Annotated in this window: 20 protein-coding genes; 11 read left to right on the plus strand and 9 right to left on the minus strand. The window is 47.9% G+C overall.

The window, feature by feature from the left end:
• The first annotated feature begins 13 nt into the window (after positions 1–13).
• From BMY62_RS08725 to BMY62_RS08745, 5 genes are all read left to right on the plus strand, one after another.
• Positions 14–958 (plus strand): glycosyltransferase family 2 protein, encoded by a 945-nt coding sequence (locus BMY62_RS08725; RefSeq protein WP_090658702.1) that lies wholly within the window; start codon positions 14–16, stop codon positions 956–958.
• The gene (locus BMY62_RS08730; RefSeq protein ID WP_090658704.1) at positions 948–1,838 is read left to right on the plus strand and encodes an NAD-dependent epimerase/dehydratase family protein; all 891 of its coding nucleotides are present in this window, start codon (positions 948–950) and stop codon (positions 1,836–1,838) included. The genes BMY62_RS08725 and BMY62_RS08730 overlap by 11 nt, the downstream gene beginning before the upstream one ends.
• Before the next feature lie 68 nt (positions 1,839–1,906).
• Positions 1,907–3,700: a type I secretion system permease/ATPase gene (locus tag BMY62_RS08735; RefSeq protein ID WP_090658706.1), complete on the plus strand. Its 1,794-nt coding sequence runs from the start codon at positions 1,907–1,909 to the stop codon at positions 3,698–3,700.
• Between the two features lie 56 nt (positions 3,701–3,756).
• Entirely contained in the window at positions 3,757–5,109 is a 1,353-nt protein-coding gene (locus tag BMY62_RS08740) for an HlyD family type I secretion periplasmic adaptor subunit (RefSeq protein WP_090658708.1), read from the plus strand.
• Positions 5,110–5,166: 57 nt separating this feature from the next.
• Entirely contained in the window at positions 5,167–6,459 is a 1,293-nt protein-coding gene (locus BMY62_RS08745) for a TolC family outer membrane protein (RefSeq protein WP_090658765.1), read from the plus strand.
• On the opposite strand, the gene BMY62_RS08750 is transcribed toward BMY62_RS08745, so the two are convergent.
• Together BMY62_RS08750 and BMY62_RS08755 are read right to left on the minus strand one after the other, a co-directional pair.
• Positions 6,460–6,666: a DUF6447 family protein gene (locus BMY62_RS08750; RefSeq protein ID WP_090658710.1), complete on the minus strand. Its 207-nt coding sequence runs from the start codon at positions 6,664–6,666 to the stop codon at positions 6,460–6,462.
• Between the two features lie 59 nt (positions 6,667–6,725).
• Positions 6,726–7,199, minus strand: coding sequence for a DUF5658 family protein (locus BMY62_RS08755; RefSeq protein ID WP_090658712.1), 474 nt, complete (start codon positions 7,197–7,199; stop codon positions 6,726–6,728).
• Positions 7,200–7,428: 229 nt separating this feature from the next.
• Here BMY62_RS08755 and BMY62_RS08760 point away from each other — a divergent pair, with 229 nt between their 5' ends.
• Together BMY62_RS08760 and holA are read left to right on the plus strand one after the other, a co-directional pair.
• Complete coding sequence (locus BMY62_RS08760; protein ID WP_256207518.1) at positions 7,429–8,016, plus strand: LPS-assembly lipoprotein LptE; 588 nt, start codon at positions 7,429–7,431, stop codon at positions 8,014–8,016.
• A 9-nt stretch (positions 8,017–8,025) separates the two neighbouring features.
• Positions 8,026–9,063, plus strand: a complete 1,038-nt coding sequence (gene holA, locus BMY62_RS08765; protein WP_090658716.1) for a DNA polymerase III subunit delta — start codon at positions 8,026–8,028, stop codon at positions 9,061–9,063.
• 76 nt (positions 9,064–9,139) lie between these two features.
• Here holA and BMY62_RS08770 read toward each other — a convergent pair whose 3' ends face one another.
• Positions 9,140–10,657, minus strand: coding sequence for a protein adenylyltransferase SelO (locus BMY62_RS08770; RefSeq protein ID WP_090658718.1), 1,518 nt, complete (start codon positions 10,655–10,657; stop codon positions 9,140–9,142).
• A 217-nt stretch (positions 10,658–10,874) separates the two neighbouring features.
• Between BMY62_RS08770 and BMY62_RS08775 the strand changes: the two genes are divergently transcribed.
• Together BMY62_RS08775 and BMY62_RS08780 are read left to right on the plus strand one after the other, a co-directional pair.
• Complete coding sequence (locus BMY62_RS08775; RefSeq protein WP_090658720.1) at positions 10,875–11,462, plus strand: NAD(P)H-dependent oxidoreductase; 588 nt, start codon at positions 10,875–10,877, stop codon at positions 11,460–11,462.
• 218 nt (positions 11,463–11,680) lie between these two features.
• Positions 11,681–12,064 (plus strand): hypothetical protein, encoded by a 384-nt coding sequence (locus tag BMY62_RS08780; RefSeq protein WP_090658722.1) that lies wholly within the window; start codon positions 11,681–11,683, stop codon positions 12,062–12,064.
• 98 nt (positions 12,065–12,162) lie between these two features.
• Here BMY62_RS08780 and BMY62_RS08785 read toward each other — a convergent pair whose 3' ends face one another.
• From BMY62_RS08785 to BMY62_RS08795, 3 genes are all read right to left on the minus strand, one after another.
• The gene (locus tag BMY62_RS08785; protein WP_090658723.1) at positions 12,163–13,629 is read right to left on the minus strand and encodes an amidohydrolase family protein; all 1,467 of its coding nucleotides are present in this window, start codon (positions 13,627–13,629) and stop codon (positions 12,163–12,165) included.
• Between the two features lie 202 nt (positions 13,630–13,831).
• Positions 13,832–15,622: an ABC transporter ATP-binding protein gene (locus BMY62_RS08790; RefSeq protein ID WP_090658725.1), complete on the minus strand. Its 1,791-nt coding sequence runs from the start codon at positions 15,620–15,622 to the stop codon at positions 13,832–13,834.
• Positions 15,623–15,952: 330 nt separating this feature from the next.
• Complete coding sequence (locus tag BMY62_RS08795) at positions 15,953–16,777, minus strand: NAD-dependent protein deacetylase (RefSeq protein ID WP_218142959.1); 825 nt, start codon at positions 16,775–16,777, stop codon at positions 15,953–15,955.
• Positions 16,778–16,940: 163 nt separating this feature from the next.
• On the opposite strand from BMY62_RS08795, the gene BMY62_RS08800 reads away from it, so the two are divergent.
• Positions 16,941–17,354: a surface-adhesin E family protein gene (locus BMY62_RS08800; protein WP_090658727.1), complete on the plus strand. Its 414-nt coding sequence runs from the start codon at positions 16,941–16,943 to the stop codon at positions 17,352–17,354.
• Between the two features lie 380 nt (positions 17,355–17,734).
• On the opposite strand, the gene BMY62_RS08805 is transcribed toward BMY62_RS08800, so the two are convergent.
• Entirely contained in the window at positions 17,735–20,095 is a 2,361-nt protein-coding gene (locus tag BMY62_RS08805; protein ID WP_090658729.1) for a putative bifunctional diguanylate cyclase/phosphodiesterase, read from the minus strand.
• A complete protein-coding gene (gene phnD, locus BMY62_RS08810; RefSeq protein WP_090658731.1) occupies positions 20,092–21,000 on the minus strand; it encodes a phosphate/phosphite/phosphonate ABC transporter substrate-binding protein in 909 nt (302 codons plus the stop codon). The genes BMY62_RS08805 and phnD overlap by 4 nt, the downstream gene beginning before the upstream one ends.
• Positions 21,001–21,892: 892 nt before the next feature.
• Between phnD and BMY62_RS08815 the strand changes: the two genes are divergently transcribed.
• Entirely contained in the window at positions 21,893–22,660 is a 768-nt protein-coding gene (locus BMY62_RS08815) for a sulfite exporter TauE/SafE family protein (RefSeq protein WP_090658733.1), read from the plus strand.
• A 339-nt stretch (positions 22,661–22,999) separates the two neighbouring features.
• On the opposite strand, the gene BMY62_RS08820 is transcribed toward BMY62_RS08815, so the two are convergent.
• Positions 23,000–24,154: an acyltransferase family protein gene (locus BMY62_RS08820; protein ID WP_090658734.1), complete on the minus strand. Its 1,155-nt coding sequence runs from the start codon at positions 24,152–24,154 to the stop codon at positions 23,000–23,002.
• Positions 24,155–24,937: the final 783 nt, after the last annotated feature.

Here is a 24,937-nt window from a genome sequence, read left to right on the forward strand (position 1 = left end):
ATCATTTTTGTAAGTGACAGCACAGCATACCAATCCAGCCAATCTTGACAATTCAGGGAGACTCCCGGTCTCGGTTGTCATTGTCAACTATAACGCAGGCACGCTGCTGACAGAATGTATTGCGACAATACTCAAAGCAGTCGACTCGATTGTTATCGTTGACAACGCATCAACCGATTCAAGCCTGTCGACTCTGGTCACCCGGTTCCGGAATGAGCCTCGACTCAATATAATACGCAACAATACCAATCTGGGGTTTTCCGCTGGTTGCAACATTGGTCTGGACGCATCTGATGAACCCTATGTTCTGTTTCTGAATCCAGATTGCAAACTTGAGCAACGGTCATTAATCCGTATGCTGCGGGTACTCGAATCCGACCCGGAAACCGGCATGGTCGGTGGATATCTGGTCAATCCGGACGGCACTGAACAGGGCGGCGGACGTCGTAAAATACCCACGCCATGGCGTGCTTTTGTACGCGCCTCAGGCCTGTATCATCTAAGCACACGCTGGCCCCGATTGTTCCCCGATTTTCACTTATACAAGCAACCGCTTCCTGACGGCCCTGTTGCAGTGGAAGCCATCTCAGGCGCTGCGATGCTGGTGCGGCGCCATGCCATTCAGTCAGTTGGCAAATGGGACGAACGATATTTTTTACATTGCGAGGATCTGGACTGGTGTATGCGATTCAGGCAGCGCGGCTGGAAAATCATGTTTGTTCCGGATGCAAAGATCGTTCACTATCAGGGTACATGCAGTCAATCGCGACCTTTTTTTGTGGCCTGGCACAAACATAAAGGCATGGTTTATTTTTACAAAAAATTTTTTGGACAGCAGTATCCCGGTATATTAATGGGCCTGGTCGCCGCTGGCGTCTGGCTGCGTTTTTCGTTGACGGTGCTGTACTATACCATTTACAATTCTGCAAAATTTTTTAGGTCCAAACATGGATCATAGGCATGTCGGCCTACTTGGTGCCACCAGCCTCGTTGGTACATGTATCCTGCAGCAACTGGCCTGCGATCAATGGCGGATTACCGCTTTTACCCGCAAACCGGTACCACCTGACCGCGCGACAGGCCAAATACACTGGCAACAATTGAACACTGCAAATGCAAAACACGCTCAATCCAAGAAAGGCCCGCCCTTGTGGATCTGCGCTGCGCCGATCTGGACATTACCGGAACATTTTTCATTGCTACGCACGCAAGGAGCACAAAGAATTGTGGTACTCTCCTCAACGAGCCGCTTGAGTAAAATAAATTCGAATGATGCACACGAACATGCCATCGCGCAACGGCTTGCCGACGCCGAACAGGCACTCAGGCGCTGGGCCGATGAACAACACATTGAATGGATTATTCTGCGACCGACGTTGATATACGGCATGGGTAGCGACAAAAATATTTCCGTAATAGCACGGTTTATTCTTCGCTATCGCTTCTTTCCACTATTAGGCGCTGCAATTGGCCAAAGGCAGCCTATTCATGCAAAAGATGTAGCGACAGCATGTATACTTGCACTTAATACTTTAAATATCAAAAATCGTACATATAATCTGACTGGTGGTGAAACATTGACATACCGGGAAATGATCAGGCGAATTTTTTCAGCACTGGCTATTAAACCCCGTTTCATCAAAATACCCCGCTGGCTGTTTCAATTAACCATATCCATACTGAACTGGCTGCCGCAATACCGGCATTGGACTCCGGCAATGGCGGACCGCATGAATCGGAATCTGGTGTTTGACAGTATTAGGATACAACAGGATCTTCAATTCCAGCCCGGACCGTTTATTCTGTCAGATGAAGATATGCCATCGAGACAAAACTGATTCCAAAATAAACAGTCACACGCTGATTCAACATGCAGCTTGTATTGAATACACATAATCGTAAATGAATGAAACCAATAATTAAAGTTCCCCAGAATGAAATCATGGAAGTTCTGGCCAGCTTCAAGAAGGCCTTTAATACCATCGGCGTCTTCAGCGCCGTGATAAATGCCCTGATGCTCATGCCGGCGATTTATATGCTGCAGCTTTACGACAGCGTACTGACCAGCCGCAATGAAATGACATTACTGATGCTGACTTTAATCGTAATCGGGGCCTATATTTTTTTGGGGGCGCTCGAGTACGTTCGCAGTTTCGTCTTGATCCGTGTCGGTGCCAAGCTTGACATGAAATTAAACAAACGGGTATACACGGCCGCTTTCGAACAAAGCCTAAGACAAGGAGGGGGCAATGCCGGACAGGCTTTAAAAGATTTAACGAGTATCCGTCAGTTCATGACCGGAAATGCTCTATTTGCATTTTTCGACGCGCCCTGGTTCCCGATATACATTTTTGTCATCTTCATGTTTCACCCCTGGCTGGGTATTTTTGCGCTGTGCGGAACCACAGTATTGATCATACTGGCTTATGTAAATGAAAAAATCTCCCGGAAACCGCTGGATGAAGCCAATACCATGGCGGTAGCATCAACCAATCTGGCATCCAATAATCTGCGCAACGCAGAAGTCATCGAAGCCATGGGCATGTTGCCCAATCTCCAGTCACGCTGGGATCAGTTCCATAACCGGTTCCTTAATCTTCAGGCAGATGCCAGCGAAAAATCTGGTGTTGTCACTGCAATATCCAAGTCAACCACCGTAGCGCTGCAGTCACTGATGCTGGGACTGGGCGCATTGCTTGTACTGGAAAATCAAATCTCACCCGGCATGATGATTGCCGCGTCGATATTAATGGGTCGAGCGATCGCGCCGGTCCAGTTGTTGATCAGTGTGTGGAAACAGTTCGGCAGCACACGCAGCGCTTACGACCGTTTGACGAAACTGCTGGAACACAACCCTATCCGCGAACAAGGCATGTCGCTTCCCAAACCCACCGGCGCCATCACTGTAGAAAATGTCACAGCCGCGCCACCGGGATCACGCGTGCCGGTGATTAAAAACCTGAGCCTGTCTATAGCGGCTGGGGAAGTTCTGGGAATTATCGGGCCCAGCGGTTCTGGAAAATCCACACTCGCACGGCTGCTAGTCGGTGTATGGCCGGCAGCGGCCGGCAAAGTACGCTTGGACGGTGCCGATGTCTACCTGTGGAACAAAGAGGAACTGGGACCAAATATCGGTTATCTTCCACAGGACATCGAGCTGTTCAGCGGCACTGTCTCGGAAAATATCGCCCGCTTTAGCGAAGTTGACTCGGACAAGGTGATTATGGCTGCTCAGCGCGCTGGTGTTCATCAAATGATCCTGAACATGCCGGAAGGCTATGACACCAAACTCGGCGACGGTGGCGCGGGACTCTCCGGCGGCCAGAAGCAGCGCCTGGGTCTGGCGCGCGCCATGTATGATGATCCGGCCCTGATTGTACTGGACGAGCCTAATTCCAATCTTGATGACGTTGGTGAGCAGGCGTTACTCAATGCGCTGATTGATTTACGCAAGCGTGGCAAAACAATTGTTCTGATCACTCATCGTACCAGTATCATTAGTGTTACCGACAAATTGCTGCTCTTGCACGAGGGTGCAGCGAAATTATTTGGACCGACCAAACTTGTGCTGGAGGAGTTGAAAAAACAACACCAGAAACAACAGGGGGTACCACCACCGCAACAAAAACAGCAACCGCAGGCTTCAGAGATACAGCAGAAACCAGTTACAACTGTCAACGTCGTGGATGAGAACAACTGAACCCAAACAGCAGGAATTGGTATTGAAGCAATGACGTGTATACAACAGGAAAAAATATGAAGCTGCAGACAGAAAATAATGCCATTGATACCGGTATTGGGCCGGATAATCAGGCGTACCAGGTCAAAACTGATGAAACCGTTCATGCCCGGATCGGCTGGTGGATTGTACTGGCCGGCGTAGGCGGTTTTGTCCTGTGGGCATTCTTTGCGCCGCTGGATAAAGGAGTACCATTGAGTGGCACGGTAACAGTGGACACCAATCGCAAGGCTGTACAACATCGCACCGGCGGCATCATCGATCAGATCTTCGTCAAGGAAGGTGACCATGTCGAAGCCGGGCAGATTCTGGTCCGCATGAACGATGTGCAAGTCAAGGCACAAGCGGAAATTACACGCGCCCAGCTGATCACGGCACGCGTAGTCGAAGCACGCCTGATTGCCGAACGCGATGAGAAAAACACCATTGAATACCCGGCGGACCTGCTGGAGTCCCAGGACAATCTGCGCGTCAGAAACAGCATGATGGCACAGAACCAGCTGTTCAAATCCAGACAGCTTGCCATGCAGCATGAAATCGCAGCACTTGACGAAAATATTGCGGGCCTGACCATACAACTCCAGGGTCTGCAGTCTTCCCTTGCAAGCAAAAAACAACAGCTGGTCTTTTTAAAAGAACAACTCGACAGCCTGCGCGAACTGGCCAAAGACGGTTTTGTGCCGCGTAACCGGGTACTCGATCTGGAACGTACTCATGTTCAGCTAAACGGTGAAATTTCAGCAGAAACCGGTGAAATCGGACGCATTCAAAGTCAGATTGCCGAGTTAAAGCAGCGCCGGATACATCGTTTTCAGGAACAGCAAAAGGAAGTACGTCAACAACTGGCTGATATACAGCGTGAAGTGGATGCACTCAGCAATCAGCTAATCGGACAGGAGTTTGAACTGGCCAATGTTCTGGTCAAAGCGCCAGTAGATGGAACCGTGGTCGGCATAAATGTATTCACCGAGGGCGGTGTCATCTCACCGGGATTTCGTCTAATGGATATCGTGCCAAGAGACGATCCGCTCATGATAACCGGCCGGGTGCCTGTTCACCTGATCGACAAGGTACATCCCGGGCTGCATGTCGATCTGATTTTTTCAGCTTTCAACCAAAACAAAACACCCAATATTCCCGGCGAAGTACTGCAGGTATCAGCAGACAGGCTGACCGATGAACGCACTGACGAGCCCTATTATCAATTGAAAGTTCAAGTAACGCAGGAGGGTATGCAGCTGCTCACACAACACCAGGTACGTGCAGGCATGCCGGTGGACATTTTTGTAAAGACAGGCGAGCGTTCTTTGATGAATTATCTGTTCAAGCCCATTCTTGATCGCCTCCATGCATCCATGAGTGAAGAATAAATGACCCCGATCCGCATTTACTTCAAAATCGCCTCATCGTTTTTTATACTTTCCGTCATGGTCAGTTCCGTGCAGGCGCTGAGCCTGCTGGATGCCTATGAAGCGGCGCTGGAGAATGACCCCCTTTTTCGTGCAGCCGTCTATGAAAACGAAGCCGGACAACAGGCTGAAAAAATCGGCCGGGCTGGTCTGCTGCCGAATTTATCGATAACCCATACAGACAGCGAGAATACGGGAACACGCCAGCTGACTGGACAACCGCAATCTGCTCTGAATTTTCACAGTCAGGTTAGTGCATTATCGTTACGACAGCCTATATTAAACATGGAAGCCGTCGCCAGCTACCGTCAGGGAAAAGCTCAGGCCAATACCAGCCGCGCTCGCTTTACCGGACAAAGTCAGGAACTGGTTATCAGGCTCTCTGAAGCATATTTCTCTGCATTACTAGCGCAACACCAGGTACGACTTGCGCAAGCGCAGCTCGATTCTCTCGCAGAACTGAAACGTGTCAACGAACACATGCTGCTCAAAGGTGAAGGTACGACAACCGATGTACTGGAAACCCAATCCAGGCATGCACTGGCAGAAGCGCAGCTGATCGAGGCCCAGGACGAGATGGATGTCGCACAGCTAAGACTGGAATCCATCATTGGCCTCGAAATATCACAATTGCACCATCTGTCGAATGTTTTTCAAGCAGAAATGGTTCATTTGCCCAATTTTGATGATTGGCGTTCTCTGGCGCTGGATCGCAATGCAGAGCTCGTCACCCAGCGGCATGCACTTCAATCGAGTAAAGAGGAAATTCGCAAAAGTTACGCCGGACACACGCCACGCGTAGACCTTGTCGCGAGTCTTAGCAGAAACAAAGCTGCATCCTTTGTTACATCAAATCAGAACGTTGAATTAGCGTCTATCGGCGTTGAAGTCAATTTGCCGTTATATGCTGGCGGGCGTGTCATGGCCACCACCGACCAGGCAAAGGCCAATTTTGCACGGGCGGAAGCCGAACTGGATGCCGCCGTCGACAGTGTGCTCGTTGAATTGCGTAAGCAGTATCAATTGGTCTTAAGCAGCGTCAAACGTATCAAATCACTGGAACTGGCAGTTAAGTCAGCAAAACTGCTTGTTAATGCCACTGAGAAAAGCATACAGGGTGGAATCCGCATCAATCTGGATTTACTGGATGCGCAGCAACAGCTTTTTAACAGCCAGATCGATCTGGCGGAAGCCAAATATAATTTTCTGCTTGCGTACCTGCGGCTCAATTTCACTGCAGGCACGCTGGTACTCGAGGATCTGAAACGAATCGCCGCTTATTTCACACCCGAAAACCCTTTATCGGAATAATCAATGCGTTTCGACTGGCAATGCGTTCTTCAAAGCATGCTGATATGCAATCTTTGCCGTACTCGCAATTGCCAGTTTTGCTTTTAATTGCGCTATTTCATTTTCAACAACGCGCAAGTTTGTAATTTGGGTCTTGGCCTCCTGGCTCAACGATGACAAAGCATATTCAGTATTATCGATGATTACTTTCTGTTCACTATCCGCCATATTTATCCTTGAATATAATCAGTGTTAATCAAAACAGTCAATTTTAACCACTGCCAGCACTACAACTTTCCAGCCAGATTGAGCAAACACAGCTCGTAGCCTATTAAAGCACTGTAGCCCGCCAGAATGGCATATTTTACATGCCTCACCCGCATTGTATAAATAATTCTTACATTATGATGTATCACCAGCATAATCAGTGCAAGCGCAGTCAGCGCCATTTTAACAGCAACGAATTTAGTGACGCTTTCATCGATCAGAACCGCCATAAACCAATTCAGCTCCTCCCCGCCGAGGGCGAGAATCTGTAGCGTAAACATCGCGTCGCCAATACTCAATAAAAGAATCGCGATCACACACAGCATTAAATGACCTGCGTAACAATCCACGTAAGCAGGTCGCCATCGCGTCGTCTCTGATCGCCGTTCATTCATCCGTCTGCCGGGCTTGAGCCCCATATGGTATGCACAGAAAAAAGGAACGGCCCTGCGGCGCTCGCGTACACGCGCATCCCCGGCCATCGTCATACTCATCATCATTCCTCCTCGATTCAATACAGGCCCGATCAATGCCAGAGCACCCGGACAATCTCAAACAGAATTGTTTCTGCGCTTAATCTTCGCCTGTCCTGCGCCTGTCGAAGTTTATTCAAGTTATGTCACACACATCAACAGTATGCCGTTCAAGTGTCCAGACTATTAAAATCATTCAGTCCAGCATACTGCACTTACGTACAATATGGCACAAATGCGGTAGAATTTCGTGATACTGATTTTTACCTTGTCCAAAGACTTAACGCTCATGAATGCTGTTCAATCTACAAATCCGACGCTCAGGTACTGGCTGATCGGACTTGCGATTCTGTTTACCCTGACCGCTTGTGGTTTCAAACTTCGTGGACAGATTTCTTCGCTGCCTTTCGAAACATTATACATTGCCGCACCACCGGGTCACACCATCGGATCAGACCTGAGGCGTGCCATAGACGCCACCACAACGACAAAAATAGTCGACTCAGTTGATAACGCCGAGGCCGTGCTTCAAGTCCTCAACGCAAACAACGAGCGGAGAATTCTGTCGTTATCAGGTGGGGGACGGGTGCGTGAATTTGAATTGATTTTCAGAATAACCACGCGGCTGATTGACAGCAAAGGAAACGAAATCGTACCGGAAAACACGATTACATTGTTACGCATATTACCATTTCTGGATGCACAGATTCTGGCCAAAGAAGCCGAAGAGCAAATGCTGTATCAGGATATGCAGGCTGATGCCGTGCAGCAGATAATCTGGCGATTGTCGACCTTGCAAAAATCCAGATTCAAACCCGAAGCTGCATCTATTCAATAAATGTAAGAAATGCGTATAAACCAGGAGCAGCTTAACCGGCAACTGTCGCAGCAACTTGCATCGTTATATGTAATTACCGGCGATGAAATGCTGCTCCTCATTGAAACTGCCGATCTGATCCGGCAGCATGCGCGCCAGCAGGGTTTCAGTGAATACGTGTTATTTTCCGTCGACCAGCACTTCCGCTGGCCAGATCTCTTTACTGCAAGCAGCAGCCCATCATTATTCGGCGACCGTCAGTTCATTGATCTGCGTATACCATCTGGCAAACCCGGCAAGGAAGGTGGAAAAGCAATCGAATCTTATTGTCAATCGCTACCGCAGGATACAGTGACACTGATTACTCTGCCCAAACTGGATAAGCAGAGTCAATCCACGCAGTGGTTCAAGGCAGCAGAAAACGCCGGCATCGTCCTTCCGATTCAAACAATCGGGCAGGCACAGCTACCGGCTTGGATCAAACAGCGCCTCGGTAAGCAACAGCACACTGTTGATACAGAAACGCTCGGTTTCATCGCCGGCAACGTCGAGGGCAACCTGCTGGCTGCGCATCAGGAAATACAAAAGCTGGCACTGCTCTATCCACCCGGTCAGCTGACCTTTGACCAGGTTAAGAATGCCGTCCTGAATGTTGCCCGGTACGATCTCTATCAGTTAACTGAAGCCATGACCGCCTTCGAACCCGTGCGCTATGCACGTATTCTGTCTGGCTTACAGGGTGAAGGTACGGCTCCGCCACTCATTCTCGCCACACTGGCCGGACAGATCCGCCAATTGATTGTACTGAGAACAGGGCTGGACCAGGGACTGCCGCCTGACCGGCTGTTCAGGTCGGCACGTATCTGGGGTAACCGGCAAAACCTGCTGTTATCAGCCGCCAGACGCATTCCGGCCGCACGACTCAGGCAAAGCCTGGTTCATGCGGCAAAGATCGACCGTATCAATAAAGGTGTCGCCGTTGAAAGCAGCGCCGACACATGGAATGAGCTGTTGCAACTGGGCCTGAACATCGCGCAGATCGCACAACCAAAGTTGCAGCCAAAATAGCAAAACAATTCAGAACGAAACTGCAATTGCCAGTTACTTCAACAGCGCATTCGTTATGAAATATTCGTCATTCAAGTTATGTACCGCAGAAAGTCTGCCGCACACGTTCGGAAGCTGTTGGTGGCGTACGGTACTCATTATATTCCGGCGCATCGATATAAGGATCGGATACAGCCGCCAGCAAACATTGCATTTCGTCGTAATCGCCATGATCTGACGCCGCGGTCAGCGCCGCCTCAACCCGATGATTGCGCGGCAGCAAGGCAGGATTACTGGCTTGCATTACGTTAAACGCGACTGCTCTGGATTCAGGCTGGCGCGCCAGGCGCGCCTGCCACTGTGCATGCCATGCAATAAAAGCAGAATCTTGAAAAAGTGCATCGTCAGGAAGCCGTTCCGCAGCCAGCGAGCGGAAGGTATTGGTATAATCGGCATGATGCTGGTGCATACACGTCAGCAGCGCTTCAATCAATTCAACATCGCTCGCTTCCTCATTCATTAGTCCCAGCTTCTTTCGCATGCCATTTAACCAGTATTGCTGGAAAATATCAGGAAAAGCATGTACCGCTTCTTCCGCCAGCGTCAACGCCTTGTCCTGCGCCGAATCCAGCAGTGGCAGCAATGTTTCCGCAAATCGTGCAAGATTCCATTGCGCCGCGCGTGACTGATTATGATAACCGTAGCGGCCATGATCATCGATCGAGCTGAACACAGTGTACGGATCGTATTCATCCATAAAGGCGCACGGACCATAATCAATTGTCTCGCCACTGATAGCCATATTATCCGTATTCATCACCCCGTGAATAAAACCGACCAGTAACCACTGCGCCACCAGCGATGCCTGACGGTCAATCACCCGGTGCAACAGCGCCAGATATGGATTAACGGTTTCGAGCAGATCAGGATAATGGCGCCGGATAGCGTAATCAGCCAGTGTTTTGACATGCACCCCATCTTTGAGCCTTGCAGCATATTCGAAAGTGCCTACCCGTATATGACTCGCTGCGATGCGAGTCAGGACCGCGCCAGGCAGCGGCAACTCCCGCAACACCGTCTCCCCCGTGGTCACGACAGCCAGGCTGCGCGTACTTGGTATACCCAGTGAATGCATTGCCTCGCTGATGATATATTCACGCAACATTGGTCCCAGCGCCGCCCGGCCATCGCCTCGCCGTGAAAATGGCGTATGCCCGGAACCTTTAAACTGAACATCCAGCCTGTCACCCGCCGGCGTCACGTGCTCGCCCATCAATATCGCCCGCCCGTCGCCGAGCATGGTAAAACTGCCAAACTGGTGACCGGCATAAGCCTGTGCAATCGGTTCTGCAGTCTGCGGTAATACATTCCCGGAAAATAAATGCGCGGCATCCTGCTCGGACAATATTTGAAAATTCAACCCAAGGGACTCGGCCAGCGCATGATTTAGGATAGCCACACGCGGCGCACGTACCGGAACGGGTGAAATACGGACATAAAACGGTTCCGGCAGCCTTGCATAGCTGTTGTCAAACCGCCAGCCCACTTCCTCAACAGTAAACTTCTCTTGCGGCTTTGTTTGCGTTTTCACGTCAGTCTTTGTTTCTGGCTTCATAATCAGTGTACTTTATAGTGAAAAACTTCAGACAGTTGCCGTGTTAGTATGTTCAAATGCCAGCAACGAACCGCGATTACGCCAGCAACGGGGGCAAGGAAACTTTGGCAACATTTTTGATGACAATCAGCTGTTTACGGAATAAACTCCTCCTTAAGGGAGATGATAGCATAGTACAAATCCAGTCAATTATAAGAAGACGTGCACAAATAACCTTATGGTCAGACGAATAACTGTAATCCAGGGTCACCCGGATTCAAAAAACCATCATTTTTGCCATGCCCTGGCGGATTCTTATATCAAGGGGGCGCGCAACAGCGCATTTGAAGTGCGCCTGATTGATGTGGCTTCAATGGATTTTCCCTTGTTACGATCAAAAGACGATTTTGAGCACGACACATCTGTAGAATCGATCAGGCAGGCGCAGGAAGCAATCCGATGGGCTGATCATCTGGTCATCGTCTACCCTTTATGGCTTGGCACCATGCCCGCACTGCTCAAGGCTTTTTTTGAGCAGGTATTACGGCCAAGCTTTGCGTTTGATTATACTGAACCCGCACGGCTGCCCAAGAAACACCTGACTGGAAAATCGGCACGTATTGTTGTCACCATGGGTATGCCTGCATATATTTACCGGTGGTTTTTCTTCGCTCACGGCGTCAAAACACTGGAACGTAACATTCTCGCATTTTGCGGCATCAAACCGATCAGAACCAGCCTGGTCGGCTCAATAGAAAGCCGAAGTGAAGCACAGCGAAAAAAATGGTTGAGCTCAATGCAACAACTCGGAGAGACAGGCCGCTAGCACTCTATTTAGCCAAAAAAACCAATCAGCAACATACCGTTCCAAATAACGTTCCTGTACCCTGCTTCAGGTCCTCATTTTAGTTAATTGAATTTCAGTCATTCTTAATTATTATAATGGTTTCGCTTAGATTAATTTAATGGCCACCCCAATATACTTGCTGATCTGACTTTACTAATATGTCAACCATGAAGAAGTTAGTTAAAGGAGCGACAGCCATGAAAACCAAAACATTACAAAATATCATCAGAAATGTGATTGCAGCATTTATTGTGCTTGCATTACCGATGAGTGTATTTGCGGCGGAGCAAAATGCACAATCTGATCGTGTCGATCATGATGCACTGATACAGCACTATGAAGCGCAAGCGGATGAGATGCTGGCAAAAATTGATGAACAGATTGATGCGCTCAAACATAAATCACGCAGCAGCTTCTTTGGTAAACATGGCCAGGATATTAAAAGTCACGTGAAATATAAAATTCATGAATATGAAAAAGCCGCTGAGGAAAGTCTGGAAAAAGCTGCTTATCATAAACAGATGGCCGAAGAACGGGAACACAAACCAGTTTTTGCAGGCTCTGGCAATACTAAAGGCTAATCACTCACTTATCTGCCCCAAAAAAACCCACTTCGGTGGGTTTTTTATTTTTAGCACTACCAAAAAATCCGCATTCAGCAGGCGTCTTTGATACGACATTAACCGGGTTTTCCTTTTTGTGCTTCGATTATCTCAAGGAAAGCGCGCCGCGTTTTCGGCCCAAAGGTTTCGTAGCTTGGATTGGGCGATTCACCGTAGATGGTTTTCAGATGAGAAATGCTGTCGTTATGCAGCATTGTTTGCAATTCTGGCAGATCGAGCCCGTAAATTCTGGCGGCATTCAGGCCAAATATCTGTCTGCGCATTTGCGGTGTAATCGCGGAATATGCATATTGATCCTGGAATGCATCGCTGATCTGAAAACTGCGAAATGCCTGAATCTGGTCCTGTGGGCTGCCATACCACAACGCATCGGTGCCCCAGCAGATACGTTCAGCACCAAAGTATTTGATCAGCTTGCCCAATAGATGTGCTGCCTGGTCAGGCTTGCTCATGCAAAAACGCCACACACTCCCAAGTTCGGCGTACAGATTGCCTGCGTCAGGACGAAAACCGTTTTCCTGATGCGCCTTGATCAGACGATCGACACCCTGCGCATTATCCGGTCTGTACGGGCCTTCTTCAATGCCGACCTCAAAACCCGAGTGATAACAGATAAAATTCACATCGGGATACAGTTTCGCGGCCCGGGCAATATCGGCTGGATCTGAATATCGATAGTCCATACCGCCAAGCGGAAGGCCGCGGTGCGCACTGATGATTTTAACGCCCAGATCCCGTGCCTTCTCAATCAATGGTATGCCGTATTTCGAATCATCCATAAAATAACCCGTTCCGTTCGGACCCCATTGCGGATAGGTTTTCCATGCCGCAACACCAAATTCCCTGGCTTGTACTTCCATGAACTCAAGTCCGCCCGGCTCGTTTGGCATCACACCACCCTGAATCAGAATCCGGTGGCCGGCGCCACCCGACGCAGCAAGCAGACGTGCTTTTTCTGCGTAGTCCATTGGGGTTGGATTGCTGTCTCGTCCGCCCCAGAGTGCTGATACCACTGAAATGTCCGTGTCACTGTCCAGAAACACTTCCTTGATCATTTGCTCGGCCGAATAACAATCAAATTCTCCTGTCGCACATTTTCGCCGCTGCCCAAAAACCTGATTCAGCACCGCCATCCAGCGCTCCCCGGATTTACCCCTGGCCCATTTTCCGGATGGATCCACACAATGATTCTGGACATCGAAAATAAATTCATCGCCGCCGATACTGTCGGCAGCTGCCGCCACATCGAATGCTGCTTCCTTTTGAATGGAAAAATAACCGCCAGTCTGGCCTGCCCTTGCAAAAGCCTGGTTGAATGCCAGCAGTGTCGTGGCAGAACCGGCCAGGGTTTTTAGAAAATCCCGCCGGCTTTTCTTTGTTGCTTTGGCCGCCTGGTCAACACAATGATGCGCATGAGAATTGGCTTCACTTTCGGCCGCCGTCAACGGGCGCGGATAATACTCTGCATTGGTTGCCGTATCAATTTTGATCGGCAGACGTTTTCCTTCCGGGTCGAAGTCCATCAGACGTACCTCAAAACAAAATATGAAAAACCATGGTACAGCATTTTTGAAGCAGCTTACGTAATATGTTAATAAATTGTGTCACATTAAAAATGCGAGGCACAATATCATCAGCTCCAGGCCAGTGACAAACTATCTTACTGTTTAAAAGAATATTCCTCAGTTGTTCAGCATTCCATTTGGCACAAGGTTTTGCAGACCATCAGGCTTGTCCGGTTTGAACCCGCCATTGGGCAGCATAGATGCCATCCCTCTCCAGCAACTGCTGGTGCGTTCCGGATTCAATTATCCTGCCCCCTTCAACCACAGCGATAGCATCCGCATCCACGATAGTGGACAGACGGTGGGCAATCATTATCACGGTACGATTATGGCCTATTCGACGCAAAGAGCGTTGAATCGAAGCCTCAGTTTCATTATCAACAGCACTGGTAGCCTCATCAAGCACCAGAATTGGCGGATTCTTCAGTAATGCCCGGGCCAGGGACAATCGCTGACGTTGGCCACCCGAGAGGCGAATGCCGCGCTCACCAACCTGAGTATTCAGACCTTCCGGCAACATTTCTATGAATGCCCAGGCCTCGGCCGTCTTCGCAGCGTCTATAATTGCGCTCTCCGGTGCATTCGGATCGCCGTAAGCCAGATTGTCGCGAATACTGCCATCGAACAAATACACATCCTGGCTGACAAGACCGATGGCGCCACGCAGAGACTGAAGACTGACAGATTGAATTGGTTGTTCGTCTATCAGAATATGGCCATGAACAGGATCATAAAAACGCAGCAAAAGTTTGATCAGTGTCGATTTGCCCGATCCGGTTGCACCGACCAGTGCCAGCGTATCGCCTGCGGGCACATGTAAATCAATATCCCGTATTCCGGCCACACCACTGGGATAGTAAAAGCTGACTTTTTCAAAACGAACGTCCCCTTTTACCGGCGTTTCCAGTAATTTTCCGCCTTCATCGTCTACATGAACAGGTTCGGCAAGAAGATCGAGGATTCGACGTGTGCTCGCCATGGCACGTTCAAACAGATCGATCACTTCAGCAAGTCCTGTCAATGGCCAAAGCAGTCGTTGCGTCAGAAATACCAGAACACCATAGGCACCTACGTTCAAAGTACCTTCAAGCGCCATCATTCCGCCCACGGTAAACGTCGCCAGAAAACCCGCCAGAATAGCCATGCGTATCACCGGAATGAATGCTGAACTGATACGGATGGCCCGGCGATTGGCCTCTACATAGGCCTCACTGCTGGCTTTGAGTCGCTGTGCTTCCCGTTGTTCGGCCGTAAAACTTTTGATGGTGGCAATACCTCCCAGGTTGTTGGCCAGGCGACTGGAGAGATCGCCCACTTTCTCACGAACGTCGGCGTACAGCGGGCCGGCCTTGCGCTGAAAGTAGAACGCTCCCCAGATGATCAGGGGAATCGGGGTAAATGCCAGCAGGGCAATAAGTGGAGACAACACGAAGAAAACAGCCCCTACAGCCACAACCGTCACCATCACCTGAATCATGGCATTGGCACCGCCATCGAGAAAGCGTTCAAGTTGATTGACATCATCATTCATTGTCGCTACTAACTGGCCAGAACTGCGAGCCTCGAAAAAACTCATGTCCAGACGCTGAGCATGTTCATAGGCATCCTGGCGCAGGTCCGACTGCAGGCGCTGCGCCAGATTTCGCCATAAAATCTGGAACAGATACTCAAACACGGATTCGCCGGCCCAGATAAAGAAAGTGAGAATGGCCAGAATGGCGATCTGCTCCCGTGCGGTCTCAAACCCCAGGCCAGCCACAAAGCTCTGTTCCTGATTGACCACCACGTCGATGGCCACACCGATCAAAATTTCCGGCGCAATATCAAACAGCTTGTTAATAGTAGAGCATATAGTGGCCGCAATAATTTGTCGACGATAGCCTCGAGCATACTTCAACAGACGAATCAGTGCAGCAAAACTGCTGGTAGTATTATGAGTAAAACCAGACATAAAATTTTCTGTAATGATGAAATAAACTCAAGGGTAGCCGGTAACAATCAAATTTGGAAGCAAACTGCTTTAAAACGACGTGCTATAACGCACTTAGCTTTTGTAGCAACCGGCCATCCGGTGCTTAAGTCAAACGCATGCAGTCAAACCGGCAGTCTTTGAATAGGCTTCCAGTTTTTCGCTCTGTGCGGATTATTACCAGCAATCGATCTCAACGAGACACCACCCTATGTTGCAGCAACATGCAATTTCGTCCACTTGCGACAGAACTCGAAGAATCTGAAGGAAAATTAATTGAAACCTACAACGAACAAACAATGAAATAAGGGTTCAGGCCACCAGTGCGGTTAATACTGTCTGGCAGTCCTGCCCGATCTTATGATCAACAATATCGTCTGCACGGGTTCTGCCACGATTGATAATCATCAACGGTTTACCGTCCTGCTTTGCCAGTTTGCAGTAACGAAAACCGGAGTACACCATTAGTGATGAGCCAATGGCCAGGACACCATTGCATTGCTCGTATAATCGCGCAGCTTCGAGGTGGGTTTGTTTTGATATTGTACCGCCAAAAAAAACCACATCAGGCATTAAGATGCCGTCACAAGCCAGACAGTTAACCAGCTTCATTCGCCTGGTGATCTCGTCTCTCACATGAGCATCGCCATCGGGTGCCAGCGTTGCGGTGAGCGGCGCCAAAAATGAGTTGAATTCCAGCAGGCGAACCTGCAACTGCTGCCGGTCCTCAAACTGTCCGCACTGCAAACATCGCACCCGGTCAAGCCTGCCATGCAGGTCAATCACATGCTGCTGTCCTGCCCTCTGGTGCAGTCGGTCGACATTCTGCGTAATCAAACCTGCAAAATAACCACGCCGTTCCAGTTCTGCAAGCGCATAGTGCGCATCATTGGGCAACGCACGTTCGACCGGTGGCCAGCCTACTGCGCTTCGTGCCCAGTAGTGTTTTCGCTTGTCTTCATACTGAATAAATTCATGATGCTTAATCGGGTCGCTGCGCAGCCACTCGCCATTGTCATCCCGATAAGTCGGAATACCGGAGTATAAACTGACTCCCGCACCCGTAATGACCAACCACGGCCTGTGTTTGTCGAGTATCGATCGCAGTCCGGGTTGATCGTGTCGCAGTTTCATCATGCAGGTTTTTCAAACAGTATTTGACGTTACCAATCAGGGTATTAGAACAGGACAGCATTGATATCGGTGTGCAAAACGTCCTAAATATCGCATATTCATGGCTTTTATGGAATAATTCTTTGAAGTGCTTTTCAGCATTCATAAACACACAGGATCCATCTCTATGAAAAAACTGTTATTGACCATCATGTTGTTTTGCCTCAGCACCAGTATTATGGCCGAGTGGACACAGGTGCTCAAGCGCGACGACAAGGGCGGCTTCACGGTATATGCCGATATGCAAACCATCCGCAAAGTCGGCAACGTAGCCAAAATGTGGACGCTGGTTGACTATAAGCTCGAACAGGAAGACACCGGCGCTAATTTCTTATCCAAGAAAGTCCGAAAGAAGTATAACTGTCAGAACAGGCATACCAAAGAGCTGGCTTACAAGTTATACAGCTGGAACATGGGCGGTGGCGAACAGATTCGTTCATATAGCCAGCCGCAAGAATGGATAAAGATCACGCCCGGCAGCGTTGAAGAGGCCGAATGGATAGTAGCCTGCGGTCACCCAGAATTAGACGATCAACGCTGACAGCCTGTCCCACTGGAAAAAGTTGCCTGACTGCGCCGCCGGCAACCGGGCTGTTTTCATTGGGGTTATCTGTTAACAAGTCCGGTCAGGCTTATCTCATCCAGCCAGTATTGGCAGCACTCGACCGGACAGAACAAGGATAAAACATATTCTGCACCTGCAAGGCAATTGACCGAGTTGTGGTCGCGATGCTCTGCTATCAGGCAGATGGTAATGACCGGTTGACAGACAAACTGCAAACGAAAAACCCGGGCCGCACAATAGATAAGGCAACCTGATAAAATACATCGCTGTACGGCGGATTCCGAAACGCAATTGTCTGAAGCATTCAGTTTACAAACCGGCCTTCAACTTTATTTTATTCTATTGGACAACAATGACTATAAAAATGCCTTATGCTGATCAGTGGGTTTGTCAAAATAATAACCCTGTGCGAATTGCACGCCAAGGCTTTTTAGCAACGCCAGAGTCTCATCATTTTCCACAAATTCCGCAACGACGGATTTGTTCAATGCCTGTGCAATGTTCACCATCGCTTTTACCAATACCTGGTTTTCATAATTTTTCGGTAAATCCCTGATAAACATGCCATCAATTTTTAGAATTTGAACATTTAGATATTTCAAATACATAAAGGTTGAAAACCCGTTTCCAAAATCATCCAGACAAACGCGGCAACCAATCTGATTAATGGTTTCGATAAAGCGCTGCGCATCCTGGAAATCAGAAACGGCTTCGGTTTCAGTGAGTTCAAGGACCAAACGTTTGGGATCGACAGAGCAGGATACCAGTCGTTCGCGGATAAATTCAGGTAATGAAGGTTCATCAAAAGTACGTCCTGATATATTGACTGCCAGTGCAGGCACATGCGGATATTGCGCCAGCGTGGCTATGCTTTTTGCCAGCACAATGCGGTCTATCTCTGCAATCTGAGCGGTTTTTTCGGCGATTGGAATGAATTCGCCAGGCATGATGATACTTCGTTTATCCGCGGGATCATACATGCGCACGAGAACTTCTAAATGACTCAAAACATGATTATTCGTATTGTAGACACCCTGAAAATGAAGTATGAGCAGATCCTGCTGCAGCGCCAGATCGATCCGCCGACTCCAGCTCATTCGATCAACCATCATTTGAGACGCATTATTCCGGTGATTATACAAAGCCCATCTGTTTTTCCCTTTCTTTTTGGCTTCGTACATCGCCGTATCAGCGTGCGATACCAGGTCTTCCACATTAATTCCGTGGTCGGGGTAATTGGCTATGCCAATGCTGGCCGTAAGACGGATACTGGTTCCTTCAAACTGGAAAGGGATTGAAGAAATAGCTGAAATGATACGTTCAGGTAAAACGCCCACTTTCTCCACCGGCTCAAATGCCGTAAGAATAGCAAATTCATCTCCACCCAAGCGTGCAAAGCTCTCGGTGCTTCTGATCAATGTAGAAACCTGATTGGCAATACGGCTTAACACACCGTCTCCGGTACCATGACCGAATGTATCATTGATATACTTAAACTCATCCAGATCAAAATATAGCAAGGAAAATTTACCATTTTCACGACGACACTGCTCAATCATCGAAGTCATAGACTTCTGAAAACTGTGCCGGTTTAATAGCCCCGTCAATGCGTCATGTTCGGCAAGATGCAACAATTGCTCGGCGGTCTGGCGTTCGCTGGTAATATCTTCATACGTCCACAAACGCCCCAACAATCTTTTTTTGCCATCCAGAACCGGATAGCAGGACTGCTTCAGAATCCGGTTATTCGTTACATTAATTTCCAGGTGTTTTCTAATTCCATCTGCTTTTTGTTCGGGCAAACCACCATTGGGTAGATGCTCGGATTCGGTGTAGCCATGCGGCGATTCGCTCAATAATTGATTGATTGTCAAGCCCGTTAACGGCTTGTCTTTATCTATTTCCCACATGTGCCTGAAAGCAGGATTGACATACTCCACCTGATTCTGCCTGTCTTCAAACAAAATACCAATATTCAAGGCGGACAACAGCGATGCCAGCCGGCTTTGCTCCAGCTCCGCCAACTCCCTCAGTTTTCGTTGCCTGTGCTCGGCATAATGCGTTTCAATAACCATCTTCCGAATATTCATGACCAACGGGATAATAACAAAAGCAGCGAAAATTATAGTTCCTGTGATAAGCAGGATCACAAAGGTTGTTTTAGTACCGGATTCCGACAACAATACTTTATGAATTTCTTCTCTTTCATTGATTAGCAACCGGCTGTATTGCTGTGTTCGAAGATCTGTGGATTGAATCTGATCCGGTAATTGTCTGATACTTTCATCGTTTACATCGCGCGTCGCCAAAACACCATTCAGGATATTGACGAGGTTGTTTATATCGTTCTCCAGCCGTATTCGGGCGTTTTCGATGGCCCGATTCGGTTGAGCTTCCGTTTCCAGGCTTCTGATTTCCTTTAAATAGCGATCGATTACATAGGCCGCATTACTGAGCGTACGAACATATATGTCTTCATCTGCCAAAGACAGTTGGCGCAATCGATAGGAATAATTAAGCTCCTGGATTGTTTCAGTCAGATTTTCAGTGTGATAGATCAACGGATTATAGTATTGATTCACTTGATCATTAATGCGTTGCTGCTGGTGCAAATGATAGGTAAGTAATACAGCTTTAAGAATCCCCATCAGCAACAGCAACGCTATTAATAGATACACTCGCAGAAGTATGTGTTTTTTTTGAACCCCTGGCTTCATTTAATTTCCGATCGAAGTGAGTGGACAACATTTCTCAGCAGATCAAAATCGGCATCATGGGCTGGCAAATACCCACCAGCACCCACTGATTCCAGTATGTGTTCGTGTTCGGGATTTAAAGGTGACAGTGAAAGAAAGGCATCCAGCAGACGCACGCGCAAAGATGTTTCCATATCGGGCTGAATGGCCCAGACATAATCTGTATAGTCAGGTGTTTGCCAAAGAATTTGTATGTCTGATTCCAGCAACTCCCCCTCTCGGAGCATTCTTTCGATGACCTGACTGTTTGCAGCACCGATATCCGCTATACCGTCACGTACCCAATAAGCTGTTTTATCGTGGCTCCCGGAATAAAGCACCTTGGAAAAAAAAATTTCAGGATGCATGCTCTGTTGGTCAAGAAAATATCGCGGCATTAAATGACCGGAAGTAGACTGCCTGGACCCAAAACTAATGACTGCACCTTTAAAGTCTTTCAATCGTTTTTCGATACTTCCCGGCCGTACCAGAAACACCGTATTGAAATGCAAATCGTTATCCCGCAGCACCAGCGGCTCTGCTCCGGCACCTTGTTGAGCCAATATGAAAGTATAGCCTCCGAATAAAACAGCATCTAATTCTTTTTCTTTAAATTGATTCAGCAGATCCAGATAATCTTTTGACTGTTTATACTCAACCCTCAGGCCTGTTTCGGCTTCAATATAATGCAGCAAAGGACCAAAACGACTGTCCAGAATTTTTTGAGCACTATCAGGCAACAACCCTATTTTGAGCGTTTCATCAAAATCGTCAGTATTGCCGGCCCAAGCCTGGACCATCAGAAAAAAAGCCGGCAATCCGATCTGGCACAGTGTTTTAAGGATTGAGACCCAGCGGTAATGAAGAAATTGATTTGATCTTGTCATTTAGATTCCTGTTCAGGCATCCAGCCGCGATCAATGAATGCACACCATGAAAAGTGACGATGTGCCTTGTCAATAGGAAAAATCTTTTGCAAAAGCAATAAATAATAATTTTCACGGCAACACCGATAATAATATGTTTGGCCTCAGCAAGCCAGTCTAGCACTCTTTCAATATGATATTGCCAGGTACAGCATTACCGTGGTGTTATGCGGCAAGGCACAGTACGCAGGAAAAGGGCGTTTCCTTTTCAAGTACTGTAACGCAGCTGCAGGACACCACGGTAACGCCCTGTGGGTGAGCTTGTCAGCGCCCATGGACTGCGATGCGTCTTTAGGTAATAGAACGACTATTTCCTGCAAGACACGCCTTGCCATGAACACTGACAAGTTCACTGAACCCGGCAATATCAAATTGAAAGAGTACTAGGGCAATTTGTTGACATACTTCTGACAAAAAAACCGAATCAAACCACAAACAGCCAAAGATAGAGCGTGTCCGCATCGACCTCGTCTGGACACTGAATGCCCAAACATATCTGACGCGTACACATAAAAAAAGCACCTCGATCAATTGAGGTGCCTAAATGATAAGGAAAGATGAGCAGACTGAACAAGGGAGAGAGAAAGTCTGCTGGATAACATTCTACAGATTGAGGTCAAAAATGATCGAATAAAAAGTCCATGATAAACACCTTATTTCATTCGATTGTTTCCAAGGAATGCTGTGTATTTCCCTGCGACCGGCGGTATATATCCGTTACTTTGAAAACTGCCACATACAAACTTACTCATTCACTGCTTTTTAGCGTAAATAGCATATGCATAAAGGTTATATAATTGCCTGCTTAAAAAAACACCCTAACAAAATTAATATTTTCAGGAGCTTGCTAACGATGGAATGGGGCATAGTAAGTCTGGCCGGATTTCTCGGTGGAATGTTAAATGCAGTCGCAGGCGGAGGTAGTTTTATTACATTACCCGCATTGATTGCTATTGGTGTTTCTCCTGTTTCAGCTAATACAACAGGCACAGCGGCCCTTCTTCCCGGGTACATCGCAAGCGCATGGCGATTCAGACATGATATTGATTTTCCCGCAGGCTTAAACATGCTATCCATATCATGGATAGCATTGTTCGGCGGTACGATCGGCGCTGCTATTCTGTTGCTGACCGATGAACAATTATTCTCAACGCTAATTCCCTGGCTAATTGTATTTGCTACGATGGCATTTATATCCGGCCCCTGGCTTTTTCAAAGAAAAAATACAGTTATAAAAAAACCAGCACACGATCTCAATTTTTCACGAAAACGAAGTATAACAACCTGCCTGGTCTTGCTTGCAGTCTGTATATACGGTGGATATTTCAATGGGGGGTTAGGAATAATATTGCTGGCTGCGCTTGGCTTAATGGGTCAAACCAGCTTACACAGCATGAACGGGATCAAAAACATTATCTCGGCATTACTGACTATGATTGCAGTTGCTGTTTACGCCTTTGGAGACTCAATCGCATGGAACTATCTTGGCCTAATGAGTATAACGGCAATTGCTGGCGGCTACTTTGGCGCAGCATTTGCATACCGTGTATCTCAAGAAATAATGCACAGCTTTATCGCGCTTGTTGGCTGTTTAATGTCTATAGTATTTTTTTTGCGATAACGGTGATAAAGATAACCTGGCAGGTTGTTCAAAAACAGTCGGAAACAAAAAAAACATCTATTATGTTGTTTAACAATGACTAATTCCAGCGATCACCAATAAGTGTTAATTTCTAAGGATGTTGTTATTTTTTTGCTGAAACACTCGAAAATTCCAGAAATACAAACTAATTATACTGACAACATAGCACAGCCGACACAACATGAACTTCAGCACGCCCGAGACAACCCGGCTTAAACGTTCAATTTCACTACCACTGCTTATTTTCTTTGGTATCGGGACCATGGTCGGTGGTGGCTTCTATGCGCTGGTTGGGAAAGTTGCCGGTATCGCCGGCGTCTATGCACCGTTATCAATCCTGGTCGCCGGACGCCCTCCAACCAAATACCTGAATACATCCAACCGGTCAGCAAAACGCCAGAGCATCCAGCTGAAAAGATAGACCACGATGAGCAATAGAAAAAACTCGATCCACCACGGCCATGATATCTGTGCGATCAGCGCAAGCCCCACGAGTGTGATTGGAAAATGCAGGACGTAAAGTGGAAAGACTGCACGATTGAGTTCAGCTACCAGAGAACTGGGGCTATTCAAAAATTTTGCAGCCAATCCAAGCGCTGTAATACACCACGCCCAGGCAGTAAGCGCCTCGATTACAGAAAATACAGTTGCATATTGCGGCTCTAAACCCAGCGGGACCCAGCCACCAGCCGCCAGCGCTTCGCCCGTTGGAAAATCAGCGATAAGAACGAGGGCCAGTAACGTAGCCTTGATCATAAAGAGAGCAATCGCTGCGGCCAGTAGAATCCATACATTGCGTTTTGCAAAGCCCAGGACGGTTTCATGTCGCGCTCCGATCATAAAACCGCCGGCAAAAAATACCAGATAATATGCAAACTGGTATCCATTCCCGGCAAGCGCTGCGGCATACGGTTTTACGATGGCAACTGCCAGCGCCGAAACGCTAATCAGACCAAGAATAAGTATGACTGGTGAAAGGCTTCGCTTCTCCAAATGTTCACGCAGCGAAAAAGTCGGCCAGCAGAGCAGCGTATAAATCATGAGATTGAAAAGAAACCAAAGATGTTGTACCTGTCGCGGCACAGGATTAATCAGCCAATCTGACCAGAATGAGATAAAGCGACGTGGATCATCTGTCATCACAGCAATTGCATAACCGCCAAATACGTTAAGAACAAAAAAACCGAAAATTGCCGGAATCAAAAGCCGACCGATTCGACCCGCCATGAACTGAAATCCAATTCCACGGCGTGTCAGGAAATATGTCCCAATCCCGGAAATTAGAAAAAGTGATGGCAGGCGCCAGCTGTGACTCCAGTAAATGAACAGCGACATACCGTCACCCGCCAACTGATTATTTACAAATCGGTAGATGTCGACGCCCCAGTCCACAAAGCCAACAGCAACATGGTGTGGTACAAGCAAAGCAAACAGCAAGACGCGCAACCAGTCCAGATCATAGCGACGAACCATCAGAATCTCCTTGTTACAAATACTATTTTCAATTAAGCAACTGTGACAGTGCAATTACCTGGGTTGGAAACGTATATCTTGCATGAAACTCGATGATAACCGGAAGTGGCCGTTTAAAAAAATTAACAACCAATTTTCGCTTGAAAAAAGCCAGCCGCGATTCGATCCTCAGCAAATCCGGATATACAACAAAACTGTTTCATAATTGCAGTCACGGCTTTGATGATCATTGCTCCAGAACAAATTGTCTTGACTACTGGAATTGCAATCCGCAACCTGCACGGTCCTGGTTTTCGCCAAGCGTCATCGTTCGATTTCAACAGTGGCATATCCAAGAAGTAAAAGCCTTCTCGAACAGGACTAAAACCTGCGGATCTACCAATTTAGCAGTCCGTCATTTGATATTTTTCAGCCATGGCCCGAATAGCTAGTACTATCAATATGATATTGCCGGGTTCAGTGAGCTTGTCAGTGTTCATGGCAAGGCGTGTCTTGCAGGAAATAGTCGTTCTATTACCAAAAGACACAACGCAGTCCATGGACGCTGACAAGCTCACCCACAGGGCGTTACCGTGGTGTCCTGCAGCCGTGTTACAGTACTTGAAAAGGGAATAACCCTTTCCCGCGCACTGTGCCTTTCTCCATAACACCACGGCAACGCTGTACCTGGCAATATCATATTGAGAGAGTACTAGTACACGGTTTTTTGCGTTTTGAAAAAAATGTGGTTAGTCTAAAATTCTAAAATCGGTGGTTTCTGTATCTTAGATGCCATTTAAGAAC

The organism is Nitrosomonas marina (assembly GCF_900111605.1).
Classification (GTDB): Bacteria; Pseudomonadota; Gammaproteobacteria; order Burkholderiales; family Nitrosomonadaceae; genus Nitrosomonas; species Nitrosomonas marina_A.